This is a genomic window from Streptomyces sp. DH37, assembly GCF_029813835.1.
Taxonomy (GTDB): Bacteria; Actinomycetota; Actinomycetes; order Streptomycetales; family Streptomycetaceae; genus Streptomyces.
Genome location: NZ_JARVKV010000045.1, coordinates 15,791 through 27,359, shown reverse-complemented (window position 1 = coordinate 27,359; position 11,569 = coordinate 15,791). Strand labels below are relative to the sequence as shown.

At 76.2% G+C, this 11,569-nt stretch carries 13 protein-coding genes and 1 pseudogene; 4 read left to right on the top strand and 10 right to left on the bottom strand.

Translation table 11 applies throughout. The annotated features are described in order from the left end of the window. Nucleotides 1-30: 30 nt before the first annotated feature. Nucleotides 31-861, bottom strand: coding sequence for a putative protein N(5)-glutamine methyltransferase (locus QC029_RS20925; protein WP_279557253.1), 831 nt, complete (start codon nt 859-861; stop codon nt 31-33). A gap of 281 nt (nt 862-1,142) precedes the next feature. On the opposite strand from QC029_RS20925, the pseudogene QC029_RS20920 reads away from it, so the two are divergent. The 3 genes and pseudogenes from QC029_RS20920 to QC029_RS20910 all read left to right on the top strand — a co-directional run. Beyond that, nucleotides 1,143-2,286 (top strand): annotated as a pseudogene (locus QC029_RS20920) (GTP-binding protein); the annotation flags it as partial. 74 nt (nt 2,287-2,360) lie between these two features. Then, the gene (locus QC029_RS20915; protein WP_279557252.1) at nt 2,361-3,446 is read left to right on the top strand and encodes an S-(hydroxymethyl)mycothiol dehydrogenase; all 1,086 of its coding nucleotides are present in this window, start codon (nt 2,361-2,363) and stop codon (nt 3,444-3,446) included. Next, nucleotides 3,443-4,072, top strand: a complete 630-nt coding sequence (locus QC029_RS20910) for an MBL fold metallo-hydrolase (RefSeq protein WP_279557251.1) — start codon at nt 3,443-3,445, stop codon at nt 4,070-4,072. The genes QC029_RS20915 and QC029_RS20910 overlap by 4 nt, the downstream gene beginning before the upstream one ends. A 19-nt stretch (nt 4,073-4,091) precedes the next feature. Here QC029_RS20910 and QC029_RS20905 read toward each other — a convergent pair whose 3' ends face one another. Next, nucleotides 4,092-4,649, bottom strand: a complete 558-nt coding sequence (locus tag QC029_RS20905) for a TetR/AcrR family transcriptional regulator (protein WP_279557274.1) — start codon at nt 4,647-4,649, stop codon at nt 4,092-4,094. A gap of 205 nt (nt 4,650-4,854) precedes the next feature. On the opposite strand from QC029_RS20905, the gene QC029_RS20900 reads away from it, so the two are divergent. Next, nucleotides 4,855-5,418 carry an NAD(P)H-dependent oxidoreductase gene (locus QC029_RS20900; protein ID WP_279557250.1) on the top strand — a complete coding sequence of 188 codons (564 nt, stop codon included), beginning with the start codon at nt 4,855-4,857 and terminating at the stop codon, nt 5,416-5,418. Between the two features lie 109 nt (nt 5,419-5,527). Here the strand turns inward: QC029_RS20900 and QC029_RS20895 are convergent, their stop codons facing one another. The 8 genes from QC029_RS20895 to QC029_RS20860 form a co-directional block, all read right to left on the bottom strand. Beyond that, nucleotides 5,528-5,821, bottom strand: coding sequence for a hypothetical protein (locus QC029_RS20895; RefSeq protein WP_279557249.1), 294 nt, complete (start codon nt 5,819-5,821; stop codon nt 5,528-5,530). Beyond that, complete coding sequence (locus tag QC029_RS20890) at nt 5,818-6,204, bottom strand: cupin domain-containing protein (RefSeq protein WP_279557248.1); 387 nt, start codon at nt 6,202-6,204, stop codon at nt 5,818-5,820. Before QC029_RS20890 ends, QC029_RS20895 begins: the two co-directional genes overlap by 4 nt. A 316-nt stretch (nt 6,205-6,520) precedes the next feature. Further along, a complete protein-coding gene (locus QC029_RS20885; protein WP_279557247.1) occupies nt 6,521-6,937 on the bottom strand; it encodes an ATP-binding protein in 417 nt (138 codons plus the stop codon). Nucleotides 6,938-7,097: 160 nt separating this feature from the next. Then, nucleotides 7,098-7,409 carry an STAS domain-containing protein gene (locus QC029_RS20880; protein ID WP_279557246.1) on the bottom strand — a complete coding sequence of 104 codons (312 nt, stop codon included), beginning with the start codon at nt 7,407-7,409 and terminating at the stop codon, nt 7,098-7,100. A 348-nt stretch (nt 7,410-7,757) separates the two neighbouring features. Next, nucleotides 7,758-8,774: a phosphotransferase enzyme family protein gene (locus QC029_RS20875; RefSeq protein WP_279557245.1), complete on the bottom strand. Its 1,017-nt coding sequence runs from the start codon at nt 8,772-8,774 to the stop codon at nt 7,758-7,760. 50 nt (nt 8,775-8,824) lie between these two features. Further along, nucleotides 8,825-9,322 carry an NUDIX domain-containing protein gene (locus QC029_RS20870; RefSeq protein WP_279557244.1) on the bottom strand — a complete coding sequence of 166 codons (498 nt, stop codon included), beginning with the start codon at nt 9,320-9,322 and terminating at the stop codon, nt 8,825-8,827. Nucleotides 9,323-9,423: 101 nt separating this feature from the next. After that, on the bottom strand, nt 9,424-9,801 hold the full coding sequence (locus QC029_RS20865) for an STAS domain-containing protein (RefSeq protein ID WP_279557243.1): 378 nt from the start codon (nt 9,799-9,801) through the stop codon (nt 9,424-9,426). After that, entirely contained in the window at nt 9,798-11,345 is a 1,548-nt protein-coding gene (locus QC029_RS20860) for a PP2C family protein-serine/threonine phosphatase (RefSeq protein ID WP_279557242.1), read from the bottom strand. Before QC029_RS20860 ends, QC029_RS20865 begins: the two co-directional genes overlap by 4 nt. Nucleotides 11,346-11,569: the final 224 nt, after the last annotated feature.

Genomic DNA, 11,569 nt, shown 5'->3' with positions numbered 1-11,569 from the left:
CCCGCGACGGGGCGTCCCGGCCCTCCGCCGTCACCCCCGCCCGCCCCGGGCGCCGACGACGACGGTGGCGTACAGCTCCTCGCAGACGGCCACCTCCGGTACCAGCCCGGCCCGTGCGACGGCCTCCGCCGTCCCCGGCGCCTGCCGCTCGCCGGTCTCCACCAGCAGCCGGCCGCCCGGCGCCAGCCACCGCGGCGCCTCCCCGATCACCCGCCGCTGGACGGCGAGCCCGTCCGAGCCGCCGTCGAGCGCCGCCGGCGGCTCGTGGACCCGGGCCTCCGGCGGCAGCAGCCCGATCTCGCCGGTGGGCACGTAGGGCGCGTTGGCGACCAGGACGTCGACGCGGCCGCGCAGCGCGGCGGGCAGCGGCCCGTACAGATCGCCCTCGTACACCCGGCCTCCGGCGGAGGCGAGGTTGCGGCGGGCGCACCGCACCGCGGCGGGGTCGACGTCGGCGGCGTACAGCTCCACCCCCTCCACGGCCGCGGCCACCGCGGCGCCCACCGCGCCCGAGCCGCAGCACAGGTCGACGACGACGGCGCGGGACCGCCCGCGGGCCCGCCGGGCGAGCGCCGCGGCCCGCCGGGCGAGGAACTCGGTACGGCGGCGGGGCACGAAGACCCCGGGGTCCACGGCGATGCGCAGACCGCAGAACTCGGCCCAGCCCAGGACGTGTTCGAGCGGCAGGCCGCCCGCCCGGCGCTCCACCATGGCGGCGAGCTCGCCCGGCGTACGGGCGGCGGACAGCAGGAGCCGCGCCTCGTCCTCGGCGAAGACGCAGCCGGAGGCCCGGAGCCGGGCGGCGACGGCGGACAGGGACGGAGACGGGGGCGGAGACGGGAGGGGAGAGGGAAGTGGCATGAGGGCCTTCCGGGATGCCGAAGGGCGCTCTCGCGGTCACCCGCGCCGGAGAACCGGCGCCTTCGCGGGGCCGCGGGGCGAGAGCACCCAGCCTGACCTGGCGTCGATGGATCCCACCTCCTCGGCCGCGCGCCGCTGCGGAACGGCAACGCTACAGGACCGGGGCCGGGCGGTACACGCTCCTCCCGCTGCCGCCCTGCCGCCGCCCCGCGTCCGCGTCGTGCCGGTGGCACGGCGGCCTGCCGTCCCCGGCGCCCGGCCCCGTCCCGGCTTTCCGCCGCACGGTCAACCTGATCGACGCCCCCGGCCACCCGGACCTCATCGCCGAGGTGGAACGGGCGCTCGGCGTGCTCGACGGCGCCGTGCCGGTGGTCTCCGCCGTCGAGGGCGTGCAGGCGCGGACCCGTGTGTTGATGCGGACGCTGCGGCGGCTGCGCGCCCCACCCCGCTCCCCGTCGACAAGGCCGACCGACAAGGCCGACCGGACCGGCGCCCGGTGCGGGCGCGTGCTGCGCGACATCGCCGGGAAGCCGGCACCCGCGACCGTCCCGATGGGAACGGTGCGCGGCCAGGGCACCCGCGACTGCGCCTTCGTCCCCCACGGCCCGTCCGACGCCGCCTTCACCGCACGGCTGACCGAACTGCTCGCCGAGCACGACGACGCCTCCCCGGCCGCGTACGCCGGGGACGGGCCGCCACCCCCGTACGGCCGGCTCCGCGCCGGGCTCGCGGAGCGGACCGGGGGCGCCGGCGCCCCCGGTGTTCCTCGGCTCGCCGAACGGGACCCCCTGATCGGCCTGCGGTACGACGGGGTCCGGCTGGAGGTCGAGCCCGGCTCGATGCCGTCCGCCTTCTTCGGGGCAGTTGGGGAGACCGTGCGCGCGACCCTCCGTCAGGGGCTGTACGGGTGGCGGATCCCCGACTGCGCCCTCACCGTGACGCACTCCGGCCACTGCCCACGGCAGAGCCACTCCCACGCCGTCTTCGACAAGAGCATCCCGAGCACGGCCGGGGACTTCCGCGACCTGACCCCGCTGGTCCCGACCGGGGCGCTGAGGCGGGCCGGCACCAGGGTGCACGAACCGGTGCACCGCTTCCGCCCGGATTCCGCCCGGAGGTTCCGGCGGAGGCGTTCGCGGCGGTGCTGCCCGTGCCGACGCACCTGGGCGCGGTGCCGCGGACGACGGGGCCCGGGGCTCGCCCCACCTGCCGGAGGGCGACATCCCGGCGGCCCGGGTGCGCGCGCCGGGGCAGCGGCTGCCGGCGCTGACCAGCGGCGAGGGGGTGCCGGAGACCGCCTTCGACCCCTACCGGCCGGTCACCGGCCAGCCCCCGGCCCGTCCGCGCACGGACCACGACCCGCTCGACCGCGAGGAGTACCTGCTGCGGGTGGTACGGCGGGTCGGCGGAGGGGGTTCTGGGTAGCGGTGCTGTCAGGCCCACCGCCGCTGGTCCTCCTCCGGTCCGGTCCGGCGGGGTGAAACGAAGGGAAGGCAGTCATGCCTCAGCAGGTACGCGCAGTCGTGGCCCGTTCGAAGGGCGAGCCGGTCGGGGTGGAGACGGTGGTGGTGCCCGATCCGGGGCCGGGGGAGGCGGTGGTGGAGGTGCGGGCCTGCGGGGTGTGCCACACCGACCTCCACTACCGCCAGGGCGGCATCACCGACGACTTCCCGTTCCTGCTGGGGCACGAGGCCGCGGGTGTGGTGGAGGCGGTGGGGGAGGGGGTGAGCGAGGTGGCGCCCGGGGACTTCGTGGTGCTGAACTGGCGCGCGGTGTGCGGGCAGTGCCGCGCCTGCCGGCGCGGGCGCCCCTGGTACTGCTTCGCCACCCACAACGCCGCCCGGCCGATGACGCTGGAGGACGGCACCGAGCTGTCCGCGGCGCTGGGCATCGGGGCCTTCGCCGACAAGACCCTGGTCCACGCCGGGCAGTGCACCAAGGTCGATCCGGCCGCCTCTCCGGCCGTGGCCGGACTGCTGGGCTGCGGGGTGATGGCCGGGCTCGGGGCGGCCCTGAACACCGGGAACGTGGGCCGCGGTGACAGTGTGGCCGTCATCGGCTGCGGCGGGGTGGGCGGGGCGGCGGTGATGGGCGCCAACCTGGCCGGGGCCTCCAAGGTCATCGCCGTCGACATCGACGAGCGCAAGCTCGCCACCGCGCGGAAGCTGGGCGCCACCCACACCGTCGACTCGCGCTCCGCCGACCCCGTCGAGGCGATCCGGGAGCTGACCGGCGGATTCGGGGCGGACGTGGTCATCGACGCGGTCGGGGTGCCCGAGACCTACCGGCAGGCCTTCTACGCCCGGGACCTGGCGGGCACGGTGGTGCTGGTGGGGGTGCCCACCCCCGAGATGACGCTGGAACTGCCGCTGCTGGACGTCTTCGGCCGCGGCGGCGCGCTGAAGTCCTCCTGGTACGGCGACTGCCTGCCCTCCCGGGACTTCCCCGCGCTGATCGACCTCCACCTCCAGGGCCGGCTGGACCTGGGGGCGTTCGTGTCCGAGACCATCGCGCTGGAGGACGTGGAGGAGGCCTTCGCCCGCATGGGCGCGGGCGAGGTGCTGCGCTCGGTGGTGGTCTGGTGACCGCGCGGATCGACCATCTGACCACCTCCGGCACCTTCTCCCTGGACGGCGGTGTCTGGGAGGTGGACAACAACGTCTGGATCGTCGGCGACAAGGACGAGGCGATCGTCGTCGACGCCGCCCACGACGCCGACGCCATCGCACGGGCCCTGGCCGGGAGGCGGCTGACCGCCATCGTCTGCACCCACGCCCACGACGACCACGTCGGCGCCGCTCCGGCGCTGGCCGAGGCCACCGGCGCGCCGGTGCTGCTCCACCCCGAGGACCGGCCGCTGTGGGAGCGCACGCATCCGGACCGGGCGCCGGAGGGGGAGCTGGCCGACGGGCAGGTGCTGACCGTGGCCGGCACCGAGCTGACGGTGCTGCACACCCCCGGTCACGCGCCGGGCGCGGTCTGCCTGTACGCGCCGGCGCTGGGCACGGTCTTCACCGGGGACACCCTCTTCGCGGGCGGGCCCGGCGCGACGGGGCGGTCCTTCTCCGATTTCCCCACGATCATCGACTCCATCCGCACCCGTCTGCTGACCCTGCCCCCCGAGACGGTGGTCCGCACCGGTCACGGTCCCTCCACCACCATCGGCGCCGAGGCCCCCCACCTCCAGGAGTGGATCACCCGCGGCCACTGACCCCGCGCCCGGAACCGGGTCAGCCGCGGGTGACGCGGGCGACCAGGTCGAGCCAGCCCGCCTCCAGGCGGTCCAGCGGCATGCCGCGCTGCCGGGTGAGGTGGTGCAGGAGCGCCACGTCCAGATAGCCCGCGAGGGTGTGGGCGAGCAGTTCGGCGTCGCCGCCGGAGCCCGCCTCGCGCAGCAGCGCGGTGACGTGGGTGAGGTACAGGCGGCGGGGCGGGGCCTCGAAGCGCTTGCACGCCTCCGGCTCGGCGGCCAGCAGCACGGCGCGGTGGGCGGCCAGGTGCCTGAGCGTGGCGGTGCCGAACGCCTCCAGCCGCCGTACGGCGGGCGCTCCGGGACCCAGCGGCGGGGGGCCGGTGAGGAAGGACTCCTGGTGGAGGCGCTCGGAGTGGTCGAGCAGGGCCATGAGCAGGCCGTTGCGGTCGCCGAAGCGCCGGAAGACGGTCCCCTTGCCGACCGAGGCGGCGGTCGCGACGGCCTCCATGGTCAGGTGCTCCGGGCCGCGCTCGGCCACCAGGCGGGCGGCGGCCTCCAGCAGGCGGATCCGGTTGCGGGCCGCGTCCGCACGCATGGGAGGCGTCTGCCCGGCCAGGGGCAGCAGCGTCTGCCCGGCCTGTTCCTGTCGGTCGTCGGGCGGCGCGGTTGAGGTCACGGTCATCAGGTTACCTCTCCGGGAAGAAAATGGACCGCGGTCCGGTTGTCGTGCTAGAAAGTATGCGGACCACGGTCCGTTTACCTTTCCGACCTGTTGCCCCCCGATCCCCACTGGAGACGTCATGTCCGTCCGCATCCTCGGTCTCGTCGGCAGCCTCCGCGCCGGCTCCCACAACCGCCAGCTCGCCGAGGCCGCCGTGAAGCACGCCCCCGACGGTGTCGAGATCGTCCTCTACGAAGGCCTCGGCGACCTTCCCTTCTACAACGAGGACATCGACGTCGAGGGCTCCGTGCCCGCCGAGGCCGAGCGGCTGCGCGAGGTGGCCGGCGGAGCCGACGCCTTCCTGCTGTTCTCGCCCGAGTACAACGGCACCATCCCGGCCGTGCTGAAGAACGCGATCGACTGGCTCTCCCGCCCCTACGGCGCCGGCGCCCTGTCGGGCAGGCCGGTGGCCGTCGTCGGCACCGCCTTCGGGCAGTACGGCGGTGTGTGGGCGCAGGACGAGGCCCGCAAGGCCGTGGGCATCGCGGGCGCCACCCCGCTGGAGGACGTGAAGCTGTCCATCCCCAACTCGGTCGGGCGCTTCGCCGAGACCCACCCGGCCGACGACGCCGAGGTCGCCGGGCAGCTCGTCGAGGTCCTCACCAAGGTCTCGGCCGCCGTCGCCGGGCCCAGCGCCTCCTGATCCGCGCCCGCCGGGCGGAACGAGACCCGCGGCGCGCCGGTGACGTGCCGCGGACGGGGCCCCTCCACGGATCCGTGGAGGGGCCCCGTCCGCGCGTTTCCGCGGCTCGCTACGGCACCTCCTCGACGACCTCCAGGTTGACGAAGCGGGGCTCCTTGCTGCACAGCCCCCTGATCTGCTCGGAGATGCGCTGCGTCTCCGGCAGCTCGCTGTTCCTCATCGCCTGCTCGTAGGAGGGGAACTCGACGATGTCCACGTAGTGCGCGGGGTTGTCGCGGTCCTTGCCGTGCAGCTCACGGGAGAGGGTCCGCTTGCCCTCGGTCATCCGCATCCACTGGTCCCAGAGATCCATCATCTCCTTGTCGTGCGTCGTCTCGTACTCGATGAGCTGTACGAACGTCATGGGGTTCCTCCTCCCCGGGGCGTCCGCGCGGACCTGGCGTACTCCTCCGCCATGGCGCCGGCGAAGTCGTACACCACGACGGCCTCGTCGCCGACGACCCAGGCGTCGTGCCCCGGCGGGCAGACGAAGACGTCGCCCGGCCCGACCTCGGCCTCCTGGCCGTCGTCCATGCGGAGCCGCATCCGCCCCCGGACCACACAGCCGTTGTGGTGGATCCGGCAGCTCTCCGTCCCGGCGATCGGCCCGACCGACTCGGACCAGCGCCAGCCGGGCTCGAACGTGGCCACGGCGAAGTCCAGCCCGGTGAGGTGGAGGGCTTCGAGGTGGCCACGGGGGAAGTCGCGCCGCTCGTCCGGCTTCTCGATGGTCTTGACTTCCAACATGGCTGGACCTCCGTTCCACGCCATGTCTCCATGATGCGCGCGTACTCCGCGCCGAGGGGCGAATAATCGCGAAAATCGGCGAAATTTCCGTGTCGCCGCGGCCCTCGGTGACGGCCGCCGCCCACAGGTCGCCCGTGCCCAGGTGCTCGGCCGGACCGCGCAGCGTCCGGTCCGTCCGGTCGCCGCAGTGCCCGAGCGGGGCCGACGGGTCCGCGTCGAGGCAGGCGCGGAAGGAGTCGAGTCCGCGCCGCGTCCGGGAGAGGGGGAGGTGGGGTCCGTGACGGGATCCGACCAGGGCCCGGCGGCCCGGACCGGACTACCAGGGCAGGAAGGCGTGGATCTCCTTGCCGTCCTGCAGCGGGTGGACGCTGAGCCGGTCGGCGATGCGCTCGACGATGGCCCATCCGAAACCGCCCGCGCCGCTGTTCAGGTCGGCCTGACGGGGGCGCGGCGGGGTGGGGTCGCCGTCGCGGACGGTGATCTGCACCCGGTCCGCGGTGAACGACAGGCACAGGGTGAGGGGGCCGGGTGCGTGGCGTACGGCGTTGGTGACCAGCTCGGAGACCACCAGCAGCACATCGCTGTGCGAGCGGTCCCGGGCGGGCGGCGCGGTGCCCGCCAGCGCGGTCAGGAAGGCGTCGGCGGCGTCGCGTGCCCGGGCGATGGTCCCCGGACGGCCGTCGAAGTCGGCGCGCAAGTGGGGAGCCCCCAGACCCTCGCTCAGCAGTTCCATCGCCGGTCCCCCAGTCAACACAGCGGTGTCTGTGATGCGTGTGCCCGCTGGTGAGCACACCATACGCCGGTGCCCCCACGTCGCGCCCGCACCCACCGCCGGGCGGGCCGGTGCGCGGGGGGCGCGACGGGACGGCCGGCCCGGCGGAGGGGCCGGGAGGTCAGCGGGCGACCGTGAAGAACTCCGCCAGTCCCACCAGCTCCAGCAGTCTGCCGGGCTGCTCGCCGACGCCGGTCAGGGTCAGGGGGACGCCGCGCTCCCGGCAGCCGCGTTCGAGGGAGAGCAGGGCGTGCAGACCGGCGGAGTCCATGAAGGGCACGCCGGTCAGGTCCACGGCCAGACCCCGCCACGGCTGTTCCAGCTCCTCCAGGACACCGGTCAGGACCGGCGCGCTGTCGTGGTCGACGTCACCGCGCGGGTGCAGGACGACGGTGTCGTGGCGGCGGCTGACGGCGACGGACAGAGTGCGCATGGCCCTTCGACCCCCTTCCGGGGTGGATCGGCCCGCGCCGGCCGGAGGCGCTTCCGGGACCGTTCGGGTCGGAAGGCGTCCCGGCCGCCTCGGGCGCAGGAGCACGACCCGGCCAGACGGCGGGGCGGCTCCCCCCACCGTCACACACCCGGAGCCGCCGCGCCACCATCGTTGTCCCAAATCGGGGCCGACCCGCACATCCGGGTGAGCCCGCGGCCGGCCCGCGACCGGTGCCGCGCACCGGTCGCGGCGGACGGGCGGCGCCGGTTCCGGCCGGCGCGGGGCACGCCGCCGCGCCGGCCGGGGCCGGGCCCGGGACGGCGGAACGGCCGTACGCGCCGGGACGGTTCACCGCAGCAGCGCCGCCCACCGGTCCAGGGAGCGCAGCACCCGGGGCAGCTCCCGCGCGGCCGCGGTGACGAGGTCCAGGCCGAAGGCGCGCCGGGCGGCGTCGGCCCGCCGGTGCCCCAGGGCCAGCCACAGGCACCAGGCGGTGGAGGCGAGCTGGCCGCGCAGCATGCCCGCGAACGCCGAGGCGTCGGCCGGCCCGGCGGGGCCTCCCCGGTCGAGGTAGCCCTCGACCAGCGGGCGCACCACCCGGGGGTCGCCCTCGGCCGCGGGGCCGTTGAAGGGGGTGGCGAACCGGAAGGCCACGCCGACCGCGTCCCACCACGGCACCTCCGCGCCCGCGCTGTCCCAGTCGATCAGGGCGAACCCGGCGGGGGTGCGCAGCACGTTGGCGCGGGAGACGTCCCCGTGCACCAGGACGGCCCGGGGCCGCTCCCGCAGCGCCTCCAGGACCAGCGCGGTGGCCTCCTCGACGACCGGCAGCAGCGACCGGGCGGGCGCGGCGACCGCGTGGCCGCCGGCCTCGGCCTCCGCCACCCACTCCCGCCACTCGTCCACCGGGTGCGGCGGCCGGCCGCCATCGCGGCCGTCGGCGTCCTCCAGGCCGAGCAGGGCGATGCGGCCGAGCGTCCGTCCCGTCCAGCCGGCCGCCTCGGCGAGGGAGGCGTCCGCCGGGCCGTAGCGCCGCAGGTCGTGCCCCTCGACCCACTCGGTCACCCGCACCGCCTCCCCTCCGGCCGGGACGTGCCAGTAGCCCGCGGCGGGACGCGGCGGTTCGACGGGGCGCGGCATCGGGACGCCCGCCGCGAGGGCCGCGCTCTCCAGGCGGTGGGTCCGGCGCATCTCCTCGCGGTGCCAGTCGCCGAGCAGCCGGCCGGTCTTGACCGTCCACCGGCCGCGTTCGGTGGTCAGCACACGGGTGCCGGACGGATGGTCGCCGTTGGCGAGGGGGCGGGGACCGCCGAGCGGCCGTCCCAGGCCGAACGCGGCGGCGATGCCGGAGGGTTCCAGGGGCATCGGGGCAGTCTGCCGCCCGCCGGGCGTTCGCGCAGCCGGTTTTCCCGGCGTCAGACGGTGCGCGCGTCCGGGGGACGGGTGAGGAGGGCGAGGTGGAGGTCCAGGGGCTGGGCGCGCTCCGGGAGGGGGTCGCCCGGCGCCCACCAGCGCACGGCCGCGATCTCCTCGTCCGCCCGGAAGGGGCGGGGAGCGGCGGTGCGGCCCGTGAACAGCGCCCCGTACTCGGCCCGCCCGTCGGGCGCTAGGCGGAAGGCGGGGTATCCGGCGAACCGCAGCGGCCCGTCGGGCCGCTGCCCGCTCTCCTCCAGCAGTTCGCGCAGGGCCGCCTCGCGGGGCGTCTCCCCCGGCTCGATCCCGCCTCCCGGCAGCTCCCAGGTCCCCCGGCGCCGGTCGAGGACCAGCAGCACCCGGCCGGCGTGCCACAGGGCCGTCAGCGCCAGGGGGAGCGGAGCGTCGGCCGGGGGCGCGTCCTCCGCCGCGCGCGCCAAGGACATCAGGGCGTTCCCGTCGCCGTCGACGACGAGCGGCCGTGCCCGGGGAGCCGTCATGCACTCATCCTTCCCCGAGCCGCCGGCGACCGTGCCGGGTCGGGGCGGCCGGGTGGCGGCAGGGCAGCCGGGCGGCAGGGTGGTTGGGCCGGGGCGACCGCTCAGCCGGGGCCGTCCGCGTCGCGGAGCGCCGGGTGGCCGGCGAGCGCCTCCTCGACGGTGGAGGCGCGGGCCAGGATCTGGTCCAGACCGGTCATGCGCAGCAGGCGGTCCAGCCGGCCGGGCACGGAGCACAGGACCAGCGAGCCGCCGTCCGCCCGGGCGTTGTGCCAGAGGTTGATCAGGGCGCTCAGGCCGGAGGAGTCGCAGAAGGCGACCCCCGACACGTCCAGGACCACATGGGGGTGGCCGCCCCGGACCAGCTCCAGCACCCCGGAGCGCAGTCCGGGGGAGGAGTGGTGGTCGAGCTCGCCGGTGACGGCCACCACGGTGACGGTGCCGCGGACGTGTTCGACGGTCAGGCCGGGGGCGTCGCTCATGTGTCAGCGCTCCTGTGCTCGGAGGGTTCCGGCGCCCCGGGCGCCCGGGACCGGGTCTCTTCGGACGGCGTGTTCGGGTGCGGGACGCCCGGGCGCGGGGCCGCGCGAGGCGGGGCCGCGGCGCGGTGGGCGGAGGTCCGCCCCTCCGGGGCGTCCCCGGCGGGGGCGGGCGGCACGCTCAGCGCCAGCAGCGCCACGTCGTCGCCGGTCCCCTCCGGCAGGTCCGCCAGCAGCGCGGCGGTCCCCTCCACCAGCGCCGCCGCGCCGACCGGCGCCGCGCGGGAGGCCAGGAAGCCGGTCAGCCCGCCCTCGCCCAGCAGCGCGCCGTCGCCGGTACGGGCCTCGGTCAGCCCGTCGGTGTACAGCAGCAGTCCCTCGCCGGGGGCCAGCCGGATGGTCCGGGAGGTGAACCGGGCCTCGGCGAACGCGCCTATCAGCATGCCGCCCCGGAGCCGCACGGGCTCGACGGCCACCCGCTCCCCGCTCCCGCGGCGCCGCAGGTGGTAGGCCGGAGGGTGCCCGCCGGAGGCCGCCGTCACCGTGAAGGAGCCGTCGGGCAGCGGGTCCAGGACGCCGAAGACGGCGGTGCAGAAGCGGCTGCCCGCCGACGGGTCCAGCAGCAGCGCCTTGTTCAGGGCCTCCAGCACCGCCACGGGATCGGGGTCGAGGTGCGCGGCGGCCCGCAGGGTGTAGCGGGTCAGCGAGGTGACGGCGGCGGCCCCCGCACCCTTGCCGCACACGTCGCCCAGGAAGAAGGCCCAGCGGTCCCCGCCCAGGGGGAAGACGTCGTAGAAGTCGCCGCCGACGTCCCCCGCGGCGGCGGTGTGGTAGTGGCAGGCCAGCTCCAGGCCCGGCACGGCCGGCAGGGCCGGGGGCAGCAGGGTGCGCTGGAGCGTGGCGGCGAAGGAGGCCAGCACGGCCCTGTCCAGCTCGGCCCGCTGCCGCGCCGCCTGCTCCTCCTCCGCCCGCCGCCGCTCGGCGGCGCGCAGTTCCCGCTCGGCGCGCACCGCCGTCAGCGCGGACAGGCGCAGCTCCAGCTGGTCCATGACCACCGCGGCCAGGTCCGCGAGGGTGGCGGTGTCCTCCTCGGTGACCAGGCGGGGGCGGGTGTCCAGGACGTTGACGGTGCCCAGCCGGTGGCCGTCGGCGGTCACGATGGGGGCGGCGGCGTAGAAGCGCACTCCCGGCGGGCCGGTGACCAGCGGGTTGGCGCCGGCGGCCGGATCGGAGAGGGTGTCGGGGATCACCAGGACGCCGTCGCGGCGGATGGCCGAGGCGCACAGCCCCGGACCCCGGCCCACCTCCGTCACCCCCTCCAGTCCCGTGACCGCCTTGAACCAGACGCGATCGGCGTCCACGATCGTCACCGAGGCCACCGGGGTGTCCAGCAGGCGCGCGGCCAGGGCGGCCACCCGGTCGAACGCGCCGTCCGGTGGGGTGTCGAGGATGTCGTAGCGGCGTACGGCGGCCAGCCGCGCCTCCTCGTCCCCCGGGGAGGGCCCTCTTCCAGCCGGCTCGCCGGATGCCGCGACCTGCTGTGACATGGGGTCTCCGTCTCCCGCGCGTGCCGGTGCCCCGAGGCGGGCGCCGGTCCCTGGCAGTCTGCTGGCAGTCTGGACGGATGCCCGGGAGGCCCGGAGGGAAACGAATGTCGGGTTGCCCACGGTCGGCCCGGAGGGGGAGGGAGGGAGGGCGGGGGGAAGTCGAGGGTGCCGCCCGTCTTGTCACACCGCCCGGGGTGCCCATAGAGTCCGCCGCGCAGTGGTTG